The 14,602-nt window shown below is 63.4% G+C and carries 15 protein-coding genes; 8 read left to right on the forward strand and 7 right to left on the reverse strand.

Going from position 1 to position 14,602, the window contains the following annotated elements:
- Positions 1-102 precede the first annotated feature (102 nt).
- The 4 genes from NTD88_RS14700 (at position 103) to NTD88_RS14715 (ending at position 5,123) form a co-directional block, all read left to right on the forward strand.
- On the forward strand, positions 103-987 hold the full coding sequence (locus NTD88_RS14700) for a LysR family transcriptional regulator (protein ID WP_262154737.1): 885 nt from the start codon (positions 103-105) through the stop codon (positions 985-987).
- An 88-nt stretch (positions 988-1,075) separates the two neighbouring features.
- Complete coding sequence (gene dusA, locus NTD88_RS14705) at positions 1,076-2,086, forward strand: tRNA dihydrouridine(20/20a) synthase DusA (protein ID WP_110972650.1); 1,011 nt, start codon at positions 1,076-1,078, stop codon at positions 2,084-2,086.
- 118 nt (positions 2,087-2,204) lie between these two features.
- Positions 2,205-3,131: a transaldolase gene (gene tal / locus NTD88_RS14710; protein ID WP_095157881.1), complete on the forward strand. Its 927-nt coding sequence runs from the start codon at positions 2,205-2,207 to the stop codon at positions 3,129-3,131.
- 90 nt (positions 3,132-3,221) lie between these two features.
- Positions 3,222-5,123: an alkaline phosphatase D family protein gene (locus NTD88_RS14715; protein ID WP_262154738.1), complete on the forward strand. Its 1,902-nt coding sequence runs from the start codon at positions 3,222-3,224 to the stop codon at positions 5,121-5,123.
- Positions 5,124-5,159: 36 nt separating this feature from the next.
- Here NTD88_RS14715 and rssC read toward each other — a convergent pair whose 3' ends face one another.
- From rssC to NTD88_RS14730, 3 genes are all read right to left on the reverse strand, one after another.
- Entirely contained in the window at positions 5,160-5,642 is a 483-nt protein-coding gene (gene rssC, locus NTD88_RS14720) for an anti-sigma factor antagonist RssC (protein WP_095157885.1), read from the reverse strand.
- A complete protein-coding gene (gene rssB / locus NTD88_RS14725) occupies positions 5,639-6,823 on the reverse strand; it encodes a two-component system response regulator RssB (RefSeq protein WP_095157887.1) in 1,185 nt (394 codons plus the stop codon). The genes rssC and rssB overlap by 4 nt, the downstream gene beginning before the upstream one ends.
- A gap of 317 nt (positions 6,824-7,140) precedes the next feature.
- On the reverse strand, positions 7,141-7,845 hold the full coding sequence (locus NTD88_RS14730; RefSeq protein WP_262154739.1) for a VacJ family lipoprotein: 705 nt from the start codon (positions 7,843-7,845) through the stop codon (positions 7,141-7,143).
- A 169-nt stretch (positions 7,846-8,014) separates the two neighbouring features.
- Between NTD88_RS14730 and NTD88_RS14735 the strand changes: the two genes are divergently transcribed.
- Together NTD88_RS14735 and NTD88_RS14740 are read left to right on the forward strand one after the other, a co-directional pair.
- Positions 8,015-8,605: a phosphonoacetaldehyde phosphonohydrolase-related protein gene (locus NTD88_RS14735; protein WP_110972655.1), complete on the forward strand. Its 591-nt coding sequence runs from the start codon at positions 8,015-8,017 to the stop codon at positions 8,603-8,605.
- Positions 8,606-8,727: 122 nt separating this feature from the next.
- Complete coding sequence (locus NTD88_RS14740) at positions 8,728-8,991, forward strand: DUF4404 family protein (RefSeq protein WP_095157892.1); 264 nt, start codon at positions 8,728-8,730, stop codon at positions 8,989-8,991.
- Positions 8,992-9,038: 47 nt separating this feature from the next.
- Here NTD88_RS14740 and queF read toward each other — a convergent pair whose 3' ends face one another.
- Positions 9,039-9,869, reverse strand: coding sequence for an NADPH-dependent 7-cyano-7-deazaguanine reductase QueF (gene queF / locus NTD88_RS14745; RefSeq protein WP_262154740.1), 831 nt, complete (start codon positions 9,867-9,869; stop codon positions 9,039-9,041).
- Between the two features lie 57 nt (positions 9,870-9,926).
- The gene (locus tag NTD88_RS14750) at positions 9,927-10,418 is read right to left on the reverse strand and encodes a cupredoxin family protein (RefSeq protein WP_262154741.1); all 492 of its coding nucleotides are present in this window, start codon (positions 10,416-10,418) and stop codon (positions 9,927-9,929) included.
- 153 nt (positions 10,419-10,571) lie between these two features.
- Here NTD88_RS14750 and NTD88_RS14755 point away from each other — a divergent pair, with 153 nt between their 5' ends.
- Positions 10,572-11,252, forward strand: coding sequence for a heavy metal response regulator transcription factor (locus NTD88_RS14755; protein ID WP_095157899.1), 681 nt, complete (start codon positions 10,572-10,574; stop codon positions 11,250-11,252).
- Positions 11,249-12,592, forward strand: coding sequence for a heavy metal sensor histidine kinase (locus tag NTD88_RS14760; protein ID WP_095157901.1), 1,344 nt, complete (start codon positions 11,249-11,251; stop codon positions 12,590-12,592). The genes NTD88_RS14755 and NTD88_RS14760 overlap by 4 nt, the downstream gene beginning before the upstream one ends.
- 9 nt (positions 12,593-12,601) lie before the next feature.
- Here NTD88_RS14760 and NTD88_RS14765 read toward each other — a convergent pair whose 3' ends face one another.
- A complete protein-coding gene (locus NTD88_RS14765) occupies positions 12,602-13,846 on the reverse strand; it encodes a lipoprotein-releasing ABC transporter permease subunit (protein WP_095157903.1) in 1,245 nt (414 codons plus the stop codon).
- Positions 13,847-13,912: 66 nt separating this feature from the next.
- Positions 13,913-14,596, reverse strand: a complete 684-nt coding sequence (gene lolD / locus NTD88_RS14770; protein ID WP_175653784.1) for a lipoprotein-releasing ABC transporter ATP-binding protein LolD — start codon at positions 14,594-14,596, stop codon at positions 13,913-13,915.
- Positions 14,597-14,602 lie beyond the last annotated feature (6 nt).

The raw sequence follows: 14,602 nt of genomic DNA on the forward strand, positions 1-14,602 counted from the left end.
GAGGTCCGCACCAAAATGTGACAGGCTTTATTCTGAACAGAAAGCCAGCACGCCAGAATCGCTTTTTTACGAAGCAGGCTTTCTGAATTGGAGAACCCCCTGATGCACTTCGACCTTCCCGACCTGCGCCTGATCGCCGCCATCGCCGAAACCGGCAGCCTGAGCAAGGCGGCGGCGAGCTTTCCGGTGGCGGTATCGGCCGCCAGCACCCGCCTGCGCCTGTTCGAGGAACGCAGCGGCCTGACCCTGTTCGTGCGCAAGGCCGACGGCATGCACCTGACACCGGCGGGCCGGCTGGTGCTGGAATCTGCGCGCGGCGTCCTCGGCGAAGCCCGCAAGCTGCACGACACGCTCAAGGAACTGGCCGGGCAGAAACGCATCAACCTGCACCTTGCGGCATCCACCGTGACCAACAGCACCATCCTCCCGACGGTGCTCGGCCCGTTCCTCTTCGACTACCCGGAAATCGACCTGCAACTGGTGGAGCACAAGAGCGTCGACATCTTGCGCATGGTCCTCGCCGGCGAATGCGAGATCGGCGTCTACGACGGCAACCTGATCAACGACGGCGTGGTCTCCCTGCCCTTCCGCACCGAGCGCCTGGTGCTGCTGGTGCCGCTCGACCACCCCCTGACCGAACGGACCGCCTTGCGCCTGCGCGACGCCCTCGACTACGCCTTCGTCTGCCTGCCGGCGGAGCGGGCCATGCAGCGCTTCGTCGAAGAACTGGCGATCAACCTGTCGATGCCGCTCAAAGTCCGCGTCCGCGCCCCCGGCTTCGAAGCCATCGCGCAACTGGTGGCCCAGCGCGCCGGCATCGCCATGCTCCCGGAAACCACCGCACGCCGCCTGGAACAGGAACTGCCCGTACGCTGCCTGCCACTGGAAGAGCGTTGGGCGACGCTGGAGTTGCGGATTTGTTTTCGTGAGTGGGAGAAGCTGAGTTCACATGGGCGGCAGTTGGTGACGTTTTTGTCGGGGCGATAAGCCGGCAAAGCGCATTCCTGTTAAACTCCGCCGCCTTTTTTCAGGGTGCGTAATGCATCCGAAGACGGCAGCAGACGAGACCACCGGCATGCACAATACCCCCGCGGAAAACCCGAGCAATCCTTCGAGTCCGGTACTCAGGAGGTTTTCCGTCGCCCCGATGATGGACTGGACAGACCGCCGCTGCCGATTCTTCCTGCGCCTGCTGTCCCGCCACGCCCTGCTCTATACCGAAATGGTCACCACCGGCGCCCTGCTTCATGGCGATGCCGCGCGTTTTCTCGGCCACGATGCCGCCGAGTACCCGCTAGCCCTGCAATTGGGCGGTAGCGTGCCGGCCGATCTGGCCGCCTGCGCGAAGCTGGCCGAGGTGGCGGGCTACCAGGAAGTGAACCTGAACGTCGGCTGCCCCAGCGACCGGGTGCAGAACAACATGATCGGCGCTTGCCTGATGGGTCACCCGGCGCTGGTGGCCGATTGTGTGAAGGCGATGATGGACGCGGTATCGACCCCGGTGACGGTCAAGCACCGGATCGGCATCAACGGCCGCGACAGTTACGCCGAGCTGTGCGATTTCGTCGGTCAGGTCCGCGATGCCGGTTGCCGCAGTTTCACCGTGCATGCCCGGATCGCCATCCTCGAAGGGCTGTCGCCGAAGGAAAACCGCGAGATCCCGCCGCTGCGCTATGACATCGCCGCGCAGTTGAAAGCGGACTTCCCTGACCTGGAAATCATCCTCAATGGCGGGATCAAGACCCTCGAGGAATGCCACGAGCACCTCAAGACCTTCGACGGCGTGATGCTCGGCCGCGAGGCTTACCACAATCCCTATCTGCTGGCCGAAGTCGACCAGCAACTGTTCGGCAGCGATGCCCCGGTGATTTCCCGCAGCGAGGTGCTGGAGCAGTTGAAGCCATACATCGCCGCCCACCTGCAGGCCGGCGGCGCCATGCACCACATCACCCGGCATATCCTCGGTCTGGCCCAGGGCTTCAAGGGCGCGCGCAAGTTCCGTCAGTTGCTTTCGGTGGATGTGCACAAGACCAACGACCCGCTGGCCCTGCTCGATCAAGCTGCTGAATTGTTAAAGGGCCACTAGGAACCGGCGCGCTCCGCGGCACTCGAAGACATACCCTCCCGACGCCCGCCGGCACGGCCCTTGAGCCGCTGACGGCGCTCGGGTAATGTCGTCGCACCGCACAGGACAGAGCACGCTCATGACTTCCAAGCTGGAACAACTCAAGCAGTTCACCACGGTCGTCGCCGACACCGGCGATATCGACGCGATCAGCCGCCTCAAGCCGGTCGATGCCACCACCAACCCTTCCCTCCTGCTGAAAGCGGCCGCCATGCCCGGCTACGCCGACCTGCTGAAGCAGGTGATCGCCAGCAGCAAGGGCAATGTCGATCTGGCCTGTGATGCCTTCGCCGTCGCGGTGGGCAGCGGCATCCTGAAAGCGATCCCCGGCCGCATTTCCACCGAAGTGGACGCGCGCCTGTCCTTCGACGAGCCGGCGCTGCTGGCCAAGGCCCGCCAACTGATCGAGCTGTACGACAAGGCCGGCGTTGGTCGTGATCGCGTGCTGATCAAGCTGGCCTCCACCTGGGAAGGCATCCGCGCCGCCGAAACCCTGGAGAAGGAAGGCATCCAGACCAACCTGACCCTGTTGTTCTCCTTCGCCCAGGCTGCCGCCTGCGCCGATGCCGGGGTGTTCCTGATTTCGCCGTTCGTGGGCCGCATCTACGACTGGTACAAGAAGTCCAGCGGTCAGGACTATGTCGGCGCCGAAGATCCGGGCGTGCAGTCGGTCACCCGCATCTACAACTACTACAAGGCCAATGGCTACGACACCGTGGTCATGGGCGCGAGCTTCCGCAACCTCAGCCAGATCGAAGAGCTGGCCGGCTGCGATCGACTGACCATCAGCCCGGACCTGCTACAGAAACTCAGCGAAGACCAGGGCACCCTGGCCCGCAAACTCGCCCCCGGCGCCAGCGCCGAGCCACGCCTGACGCTGAACGAAAGCCAGTTCCGCTGGGCCTTCAACGAAGACGCCATGGCCACCGAAAAACTCGCCGAAGGCATTCGCCTGTTCGCCCGTGACCAGGAAAAACTCGAAGCCCTGCTTTCTGCAAAGGCTTGATACAAATCTCGGTTTGCCAGTAGTCGCGACAGCGCGGAAAGTCCCGCCTCTTCCGCAACTACTGGCAAACAGCCTCGTGTTCCCGCATTGATGTCCGACTCTTCTTTTTTGCCGTTGGTCCTGGCCGGGCCACTGCTTCGCCGCCTGGAGCCGACGCGCATGGTGTTCTGGCTGGTCGCCTCGCAGCCGCTGAACGCCGAACTGCACCTTCATGTTGCACATTCCGATCCGCTGGTCCTGCCACTGGACGCCACTCGCTGCCAGATCATTCCGGTGGGTCGCCAGGCGTTCGTGCACCTGATCGATGTGTCTCTGGAAACACCGCTACCCTGCGACACCCGGATCGACTACGACCTGCTGCTCGATGGCCACGGCATCGCCGAGTGGGCGCCGCATCTGCTTTATGACGGCGCACAGCGTGCGAACTTCGTCGTCCGCGAACGGCTGGATCAGTTGCTCCACGGCTCCTGCCGCAAACCTCACTTTCCCGCCGAAGACGGCCTGCTCTGCGCCGACCGGCTGCTGGCCAGCCCGCATCAGCCCGCACAGCGCCCAGCCTTGTTGATGATGAGCGGCGATCAGGTCTACGCCGACGATGTCGCCGGGCCGATGCTGCGCGCCATTCATACGCTGATTGCACGGCTCGGCCTGTTCGAGGAATGCCTGGACGGCGCGGTGATCCGTGACAGCGTCGAGCTTTATGGCCATCCCGCCAGCTACTACCACCGTGGCGACCTGCTGCCAGCGCTGAAAAGCAACGAAACCCTGCGCGAGCGCTTCTTCGGTGGCGTGCGCAAACCGATCTTCACCAGCAGCAATGCCGACAACCACTTGGTGACCTTCGGCGAAACCCTGGCGATGTACCTGCTGGTCTGGTCGCCCGTGCCGTGGACGCTGATTGCGCCGGACATGCCGCCGCTGAACGCCGAACACCAAACGCGCTACAGGCTGGAACAGGGTTGCCTGGATGGCTTCGTCGCCGGGCTGGGCGGGGTCGCCCGGGTGTTGGCGCACTTGCCGAGCCTGATGATTTTCGACGACCACGACATCACCGATGACTGGAACCTTTCGGCGCAATGGGAGGAAACCGCCTACGGCCATCCGTTCTCGCGCCGGATCATCGGCAACGCCCTGCTTGCTTACCTGCTCTGCCAGGCCTGGGGCAACAACCCGGACGTGTTCGGTGATCTCCTGGAAAAATGCCGGCAACTCTTCGCCAGCACCGCGGACGACCGCCACCTGGACAGTCCGCAGCAGGATCAGTTGATCAACGACCTGCTGCGCTTCCAGCAGTGGCATTACCAACTCCCGACCAGCCCAGCGCTACTGGTGCTGGACACCCGCACCCGGCGCTGGCGCAGCGAAAGCAATCTGAAGAAACCTTCAGGCCTGCTGGACTGGGAAGCGCTCTGCGAGTTGCAGCAAGCGCTGCTCGACCACCCGTCGGCGATCATCGTTTCGCCCGCACCGATCTTCGGCGTCAAGCTGATCGAGACGGTGCAGAAGGTGTTCAGCTGGTGCGGTTACCCGCTGCTGGTGGACGCGGAAAACTGGATGGCTCACCGCGGCGCGGCACAGGTGATCCTGAACATCTTCCGCCACTCGCGCACGCCGGGGCACTACGTGATCCTCTCCGGCGACGTGCACTATTCCTTCGTCTACGAAGTGCTGATCCGCCACCGCCAACGCAGTCCGCACCTGTGGCAGATCACCAGCAGCGGCATCAAGAACCGCTTCCCCGCGCGCCTGCTGGACACCTTCGATCGCCTCAACCGCTGGCTCTACGCACCGCGCTCGCCCTTGAACTGGTTCACCCGCCGGCGACTGATGGAAGTGGTGCCGCGCATACCCAGCCACAGCAAAGCCGGCGAGCGGCTGTGGAACAGCGCGGGCCTGGGCCAGGTGTTTTTCAATGAACAGGGGCAACCGGAGCGGGTGTTCCAGTTGAATGCGGATGGGTCAGAGGCGACGGAGTTTCCGCGGCGGGAATGACAAGGGCCTCATCGCGGCGATGAGGCCCTGAAGGATTCAGCTACGCTCGAGCGCGTTCACCAGGTCATGGAAGGCTTCACGGTTGGAGTCATTCAAGCCCATCAGGATTTTGTGCGCCTCCAGCACCTTGGCCCGCACCACCTCTTCGTCCTGGTCCTGGGAAGGCAGGTCGGTCAGGCATTCCGGGCACGGAATCGGCCGGTCGACGATGTTGAACACCTGATCGAAGCCCATCGACTGCAACAGGCGAGTGATGTCGGCGTGGGTGGTCACCACGGTCGGCAGCAGGCCAACCTTCTGCCGCGACAGAATCGACAGCTTGGCCAACAGGCCGAGCGTGGTGCTGTCGATGCTCTGGGTTTCTGTGAGATCGATGACGATCGCCGAGAAATTCAGCGCGGTGAAGATCTTCTCAATAGTTGCATCCAGCGCCGAACACAGGGTCAGACGCACTTCACCGACAAACTTCAGAACAAAGGTGCCGCTCTGTTCGGCGAACTGGATTCTACCGGTACTCATTGAAGGTTCCTGCTCAACACCAATAGGGCGATATCATCCGGCATCTCCCCAAGCGTAGCCAATCCGAATCGTTGCCGCAGGCCATCCAGGCTGCCGCCCGCATCCCTGACAATCTCAGGCAGGGATGCTTCTTTTTCTTTGAGTGTTGCGCCGGGCAAAAGGTCCAGAATGCCATCAGATAGCAGGGTCAGGCTGAACTGCGACGGCAGCTCCAGGACGTGATCCTGGTACGTTGCTTCGTCGAACAGACCGACCGGCAATCCTCGGCCTTCCAGATAAAGGCTCTGCTCCGGGGTATACAGTACCGGCAGCGGCAGGTGGCCGCCGATGGCATAGGTCAGCAATCCGTTGTCTTCATCGATGACACCGCCAACCATGGTCACGTGCTTGCCCAGCTTGCAGTTGATCAGGCCGCGGTTGATGTGCCCGAGCACTTCCGACGGCTTGAAGTCCCGCAGGGTGCCGCTGCGCTTGAATTCGAACAGCAGGCGGGTGGTCATGAACTTCAGCAGTACGGTCACGAAGGCCGAGGACGCGCCATGGCCGGACACGTCCGCCAGGTAGAAGGCGATCCGCCGCTCGTCGACGCGGAAGTAATCAGCAAAGTCGCCAGAGAGATACAGCGACGGGATGATCTGGTGTTCGAAGGAAAACTCGCCAATGCTCCACGGGCTTTCCGGGAGCATGTTCATCTGCACCTGGCGACCCGCTGTCTGGTCTTCCTGAAGCAGGTGGAGGCTGGCTTCAAGTTCGCGGTTGGCGGTTTCGAGCTTTTCCCGGTAGCGCTGGTTTTCCTTGATCAGGTACGCACGATCGAGCGCGCGGCGAACCGAGTGCTCGAGCACTGCGAGGTCTTCAAGCGGCTTGATCAGGTAATCGGCAGCGCCCAGACGCAGGGCTTCGACAGCATCGTTCATCACGCCCGCACCGGAAACCACGATCACCGGCAGGTCAGGCGCACGTTCGGTCACTTGTCGGATCAGCTCCAGACCGCCCATTTGCGGCATGCGCAGGTCACAGAGCACAAGGTCGGGACGATCCTGCTCGAAGACTTGAAGGCCCTGCTGGCCATTGCTTGCCTGCAGGACACTGAAACCGCTGTCTTCCAGGTAGGCGGCGAGGCTCTCGCGCACCACGTCGTCGTCATCGATTATCAGCAGCGTTGCACTGGTTTTCTGCATGTGGGCAAACGGCGCCAGAAATAGGTTGGCGTAAGCGGCTCGACAGGTTGGAGCACACGTACTGGATTCTCTTCTAGCCACTCTGTCTATCTGAGTTGTAGGTCAGAAAAAGCCGACCGGCAACTTGCAGAGGTGCCCTGTAAGGCGCAGACGGTACTCCCATCCGCCAGGCGTTTCAAGCATGCACCGCCGCTCGCGTGCGGCTGTTTGCAGTGCAAATCACCGGTGGTTATAAAAACCCGGTTTGTGGCAACTCAATGGAAGGATGCCCCAATGAAAAAGGCGACCCGGAGGTCGCCTTTTCTACTTGCCGACGATCAGAAATCGTCTTCGACGTCGCCGTCCTTGACCTTGAACTCGCGGTTCTGCAGGTAGGCGTTGCGGATGAAGATGTACTTGTCGCCCTGGATCATCTTCTCCGCCGACAGCAGGCTGGCGCGTGTGTCGACCAGGTCGACGCCGATCGCGGTGTTGCGGGTCGGCACGTGATTCACGTAGCGGTAGGGTTCGGTGTAGGTATCGGGATACTTGCCCAGCGCATCGCGCACGGTGCTCGGACCCAGCAACGGCAGCATCACGTAAGGACCGCTGTGTACACCCCAGTAGCCCAGGGTCTGGCCGAAGTCTTCATCATTGCGCTGCAGGCCCATTTTGGTCCCCACATCGAAGAAGCCGCCAAGACCGAAGGTGGTGTTGACGATCAGCCGGGCGGTATCGACACCGGCCGCATGGGGCTTGAGCTGGAGGATGTTGTTGGCCAGGTTGGTCACATCACTCAGGTTGAGGAACATGTTATGGATGCCGTCTTCCACGAACTGCGGCGTTACAAACCGGTAGCCCTGGGCGATCGGCTTGAACGCATAGGTGTCGACCGTGTCGTTGAAACGGAAAATCGGCCGGTTGATGCTTTCCCAAGGGTCTTCCTCGGTAGCCGCCTGAGCCGCGAAAGGCGCCAGCAGCGCAGTTGCGCACACGCTGGCCCGGAACAAACGATCGAGCACGCTCGCACCGATCCCACGCATAGATGTTCTCCTGATGAACGCAACGCGCGAAACAGCTCCGCGCCAAAGTGGACGAGTATAAAGCCTAGTAACGTTTGCGTCGCAAATAGTTGACGCCACGCGCGTCAAACGCCCGTCACCAAATCGTCACGAACGGCCAGTAGTGTCCTGATATTTCAGGGATGTTGCCATGCCTCACGCGCCCGCCTTCACCGCGCTCCTGTTCGGACTTCGTGGCTGCCTGGTCGACTTCGGCGGCCGTAGCCTGGACAGCGCGCCGGACCTCCCCGTTCTCCCCACCCCCGGTGCCCTCGACGTACTCGACTGGCTACGCCGCCATCGCGTGCCCTGCGCCTGGCTGGACGAAGTGCCGGCGCACACCGGCCAACACCTGAGCCGCGCCCTGCCCGACTGGCTGGCGGCAACGCCGCACCACGACGCCAAGCCCTGGCCCGCGCCGGACGCCTGTTGGCGGGCATTGATGGCCATCGAGGCCAGGCAACTGGATGGCTGTGTGCTGATCAGCGGCGAACCGCGGCTGCTCCAGGCCGGCCTCAATGCCGGCCTGTGGACCATCGGCCTGGCGGCCTGCGGCCCGTTGTGCGGGTTATCCGAAACCGAGTGGCAAGCGCTGGACGACAAGCAGCGCGAGCACAAACGCGGCAAGGCCACCCTGCAACTGTTCAGCCTCGGCGTGCATTCGGTGATCGATCATTTGCAGGAGCTGGCCGACTGCCTCGCCGATATCAGCCAGCGCCGGCTCAAGGGCGAAAAACCCTGATCACCCGCGCTTGATCCGGATCATGCAAAGCCGGCCCGTGTGGATTAATCTGTCAGCCATGCATGGACCTTTCGCACAAGGCAGGGGTCCATGGCTGTGCCTACTGATAAAGGGAGATCACCATGCCTGCCCGCGAACTGCAAGAACAGCTCAACACCCTGCGCGAGCAACTGGAGCAAAACCCGCCGCTGTCGCTGGAAGAGCGTGAGCAACTCCAGGTGCTGATGCAGCAAATCGATGCCCAGATCAAACTGGAAGCGGCAACCCAGGACACCAACCTGGTCGACGGCGTCAACCTCGCCGTGGAACGCTTCGAGGTCGATCACCCGGGCCTGACCGCCACCTTGCGCAATATCGTCCAGAGCCTGCAAAGCATGGGGATCTGAACCCACCCCGCTCAAATAAAAAGCCCCGTCCAGACGGGGCTTTTTCGTTACTGCCGGACCAACCGCCGGTTATCCGGGCTCACCTGACCGAGGCTGCGGTACGGGTTGATGTCCAGCCCGCCACGGCGCACATAGCGCGCGTACACCGTTAGGTGCTGCGGATCGAGCAGGCGCTTGAGGTCGAGGAAGATGCGCTCCACGCACTGCTCATGGAAGTCCGCGTGCTGGCGGAAACTGATCAGGTACGTCAGCAGGCTTGCCGCGTCCAGCTCCGGGCCGCGGTACTCGACGACCACGCTGCCCCAGTCCGGCTGACCGGTCACCGGGCAGTTGGACTTGAGCAAATGGCTGTGCAGGGTCTGCTCGACCACCTTGTCCGTGTTGCAACGCAGCAACTCAGGTTGCGGTTGCTCGTAGTTGCTGATGCTGACGTCCAGCTCGTCGATGCACTGGCCCGGCAACCCGGCCACACCCTCTTTTTCCACATCACCCAGGGTGCGGATACGCACGCTCACCGGCTTGCCGGCGGCCGCGCCGAGGTCTTTCTCCAGGCAGGCCTGCAGCGCCTGCGGCGAGTCGAAAGCGGTCTGGTTCAGCGAATTGAGGTAGAGCTTGAACGACTTGGACTCGATGATGTTCGGCGAATCCGCAGGAATGGCGAACTCACCGATGGCCACCACCGGCTTGCCCGATGGCAGCAGCCAGGACAGCTCGAAGCAGTTCCAGAAATCGGTGCCGTGCCACGGCAGGGTCTCGGCGCTGACGCCCAGCTCGGCCCATTTGGCGGTACGCGGGATCGGGAACAGCAACGAAGGCGTGTAAGTGGAAACGTATTCGCTGGCTTTACCCAGCGGGGAATGTTCTGCAGCGGGGTGCATGGCTCAAACCTGAAGGACGAAATTGCCGTAGTTTATCGGGTTTGCGCCTGCCTTTGGTCATTGCGCGATGGTCAGCTTGCCAACCATCCCGGCCTGATAGTGCCCCGGCACGTTGCAAGCGAACTCGATCGGGGTCGACTGGCTGAAGCTCCAGGTCAATTCACCGCGCTGGCCCGGCGCGACCATCACCATGTTCGGCTCGTCATGCTGCATCGCGCCGTGCTCCATTCCCCCATGGCCCATGCTGGCGTGGTCCATCGTCGCCATCGCCAGCATTTCCTTCTGGTGCTGCGCATGCATGGCCGCATCGCCAAGGTTGAACTCGTGGGTCACCTGACCCTTGTTGATCACCACGAAACGCACCGTCTCCCCGGCCTTCACCTCCAGGCTGCGCGGCTCGAAGTACATGTCGCCCAGCACCACCTCGACGGTGCGCGTGGCCTTGGCCGCTGGCGCTGGCTGGCCGAAAGCGAACTCGTGTGCGCCCGGCGCGGCCATGGCCGGAAGGCTGAGCAGTGCGAGGACGGCAGCGGTTATCAGGGATTTCATCGGGGTGTTCCTCATCATCGATTGCTTCATGCCGCCATAGTGCAAAGCCGGCGCTGGCGTCCACCTGACGAAAAGATTACAACTTTGTCAGCTTCGCCCTGCCTGAATGCAGGAAAGGTATAACGTCCCTGCCCCACCGCCTCCGAGAACCCCATGAAACTGTTGATCGTCGAAGACCAGGCCAAGACCGGCCAGTACCTGCGCCAGGGCCTCAGCGAGGCGGGGTTCAGTACCGAGCTGGCCAACGACGGCGACAGCGGCCAGCACCTGGCGCTGACCGGCGACTATGACCTGCTGATCCTCGATGTGATGCTGCCCGGTCGCAATGGCTGGCAGATTCTCCAGGCTGTGCGTGACGCCGGCCTCAATGTGCCGGTGCTGTTCCTCACCGCCCGCGATGCCGTGGAAGACCGGGTCCACGGCCTGGAACTGGGCGCCGACGACTATCTGGTCAAGCCGTTCGCCTTCTCCGAGCTGCTGGCGCGGGTCCGCACCCTGCTGCGTCGCGGCCTCAACCCGGCTCAGGAAACCACCCTCGGCCTGGCCGACCTGCGCCTGGACCTGATCCGCCGCCGGGTCGAACGCGGCGGCCAGCGTCTGGACCTGACCGCCAAGGAGTTCGCCCTGCTGGAACTGCTGCTGCGGCGCCAGGGCGAGGTGCTGCCCAAATCGCTGATTGCGTCGCAGGTCTGGGACATGAATTTCGACAGCGACACCAACGTCATCGAAGTGGCGATCCGCCGGCTGCGTCTGAAGATCGACGATGCCCACGACAATAAGCTGATCCACACGGTGCGCGGCATGGGCTATGTGCTCGAAGAGCGTCCGGCCTGATGCTCCGGCTGTCCCTCGGCGCCCGCCTCGCCCTGCTGTTCGCCGCCTGCACCGCCGTGGTGTCGCTGCTGGCGGGGATCCTGTTCAGCCGCGCCAGCGAAACCCACTTCATCGAACTCGACCAGCAATTGCTCAACAGCCGCCTGCCGGTCCTGCAGCGCATGCTCGAGGGTGTGCACAGCAGCGCCGACCTCGCCTTGCGCCTGCCCGCCCTGCAGAGCGAGCTGAGCCACCAGTCCGATCTGGCCCTGCGTATCCGCGGCACCGACGGCGAGATCTGGTTTGACAGTCGCGCGGGCCTGCCTGATGCGCCGGCAGGGCCTGGCCTGAACACCCTGCGCGCCGAACATGCCGACTACCGCAGCCTCGGCGTGCAACTGCCAGACCTGCAACTGACGCTGCTGCTCGACATCACCCACCACCAACATTTCCTGCAACGCATGCAGCGGCTGATCTGGCTGACCGTCGGCCTCTGCGCCCTGGCCACCGCCCTGCTCGGGGTCTGGGCTGCGCGCAGCGGCCTGCGCCCGTTGCGCCAGATGGGCGAAATTGCCGCCAGCGTTTCCGCGCGCTCGCTGACCACCCGCCTGCCGGTGGGGCAGATGCCGGTGGAACTGGCGGAACTGGCAACCACGATGAACGCCATGCTGGAGCGACTGGACGACGCCTTCCAGCGCCTCTCGGCCTTCTCCGCCGATATCGCCCATGAATTACGCACGCCGCTGTCGAACCTGCTGACCCACACCCAGGTCACCCTGACCCGGCCGCGCAGCCTGGACGAATACCGCGAAGCGCTGCACGGCAACCTCGAAGAGCTGCAATGGATGGCGCAACTGGTCAACGACATGCTTTACCTGGCCAAGGCCGACCACGGCCTGCTGATGCCCAACCGTGAGCCATTGGCGTTGCACGAGGAAGTCGATGCGCTGCTGGAGTATTACGCGCCACTGGCCGAGGACGCCCAGGTCCGGCTGGCGCGCAACGGCGCCGCCACGCTGGACGGCGACCGGCATATGCTGCGCCGCGCCTTGTCCAACCTGCTCGACAATGCGCTGCGCTACACCGCACAGGGAGGGGATATTCAGGTAGGTATCGCGGAAAGTAGCGGGCAACTACGCCTGGAAGTGGCCAACCGTGGCGAGCCGATCGATCCGGCGCTGCTGCCGCGGCTGTTCGATCGTTTCTACCGCGCCGACCCGGCACGCCGGGCTGGCAGCAGCGAACATGCGGGGCTGGGCTTGGCCATCACCCAATCCATCGTCCGTGCCCATGGCGGGACGCTGCGCGCCGAATCGGCCGATGGCTGGACGCGTTTCATCATCCAGCTACCGGCCGCCTGACAACGCCGTTTACTCGTAGCGCAGCGCCATGGCCGGCTCGACCTGCGATGCACGCCAGGCCGGGTAAATCGTCGCGAGGAAGCTCATCACCAGGCCGGCGCTGCAGATCAGCGCCACATCGCCCCACTGCAACTCCGATGGCAGCGAGCTGATGAAATACACGTCAGAGGTGAAGATATGCTGGCCGCTGATGCGCTCCAGCCAACCCACCAGCGCGCTGACATTCAACGCCGCTAACACCCCGAACACACCGCCGATCAGGGTGCCGACCACGCCGATCAGGCTGCCCTGAACCATGAACGCGCCCATGATCTGCCCGGGTGTTGCGCCGATGGTGCGCAGGATGGCGATATCCGCGCCCTTGTCGTTCACTACCATGATCAGGGTGGCGATGATGTTGAACGCCGCCACCGCGATGATCATCAGCAGCAACAGGCCGATCATAGTCTTTTCCATTTTCATGGCGCTGAACAGGCTGCCCTGGGTGTGGGTCCAGTCGTCGGCGCGGTACTGATCGCCAAGGCCCGCGACAATCGCCGCGGACACCGCCGGCGCGGCGTACAGATCCTTGAGCTTGAGGCGCACGCTCTGCACCTGGTTCGGCTCCCAACGCTGCATCTGCGCGGCGTCGGCCACATGGATCATGCCCATGGAGCCATCCAGCTCGGCGCCTACCTTGAAGATCCCGACCACGTTCAGGCGCTGCATGCGCGGGGTGATGCCACCCGCTTCGCTGCTCACCTCGGGCACGATCAGGGTCAGCTTGTCACCGACGCTCAGGCGGAAACGCCGCGCGGTGATTTCGCCGATGACCACGCCGAACTCGCCCGGCTTGAGGTCTTCCAGGCGACCCTGGACGATGTGCTCGGCGACGATCGAAACCTTGCCTTCCTGTTCCGGGTCGATGCCATTGATCTTGATCGGCTGCATCGAGCCCTTGTAGGAGAGCATGCCTTCCATTTCGGTGAAGGGCACCGCGGCGATGACCTCGGGATTCTTCAGCGCGGCGGCGGCCACCGGCTGCCAGTCGTCCAGCGGCTTGACGCCGACGATGGTGGCGTGCGGCACCATGCCGAGGATGCGCGAGCTCATCTCGCGCTGGAAGCCGTTCATCACCGACAACACCACGATCATCGCCAGCACGCCCAGGGACAGGCCGATCATCGAAGTCATGGAAATGAACGAGATGAAATGGTTGCGGCGCTTGGCGCGGGTGTAGCGCGCGCCGATGAAAATAGACAAAGGTCTGAACATGAACGGATGCACCCAGCAAGAATAACGGCCAGGGCGCCCGGCATCGGCACGGGCGCCCTCCTCGAATCAGATCGGAACCAGGTGACCCTCTTCCAGGCGCAGCACACGATCCATCTGCCGCGCCAGGTTCAGGTCATGGGTTACCACCAGGAACGCGGTCTGCGACGAGCTGCTCAGCTCGCGCATCAGGTCCTGGATGCCCTGGGCGGTGTGTTGGTCGAGGTTGCCGGTGGGCTCGTCGAGCATCACCAGGCCCGGCCGGTTGACCAGGGCGCGGGCGATGGCCACGCGCTGGCGCTCGCCACCGGACAGTTCGGACGGCTTGTGGCTCAGGCGGTGACCGAGACCGACACGCTTGAGCAGCGCCTCGGCGCGCTCGCGGGCTTCCGGGATCGGCGTGCGGCCGATCAGCAGCGGCATGCACACGTTTTCCAGCGCGGTGAATTCCGGCAACAGGTGATGGAACTGGTAGACGAAGCCCAGCGCGCGGTTGCGCAGCAGGCCGCGGGCACGCTCGCCGAGGGCCGAAAGCTCCTCGCCGGCCAGCCAGACGCTGCCTTGGCTCGGCGTATCGAGGCCGCCCAGCAGGTTGAGCAAGGTGCTCTTGCCCGAACCGGAACTGCCGACGATCGCGACCCGCTCACCGGGGAGCAGTTCCAGTTGCAGGTTCGACAGCACCTGCACCGACTCCGGGCCTTCCTCATAGGATTTGCCCAGGTTGCGGCAACTCAGTACGGCTTTATCACTCATGCCCAA

Origin of the sequence: Pseudomonas sp. 20P_3.2_Bac5, assembly GCF_025466035.1 — a bacterium.
Classification (GTDB): Bacteria; Pseudomonadota; Gammaproteobacteria; order Pseudomonadales; family Pseudomonadaceae; genus Aquipseudomonas.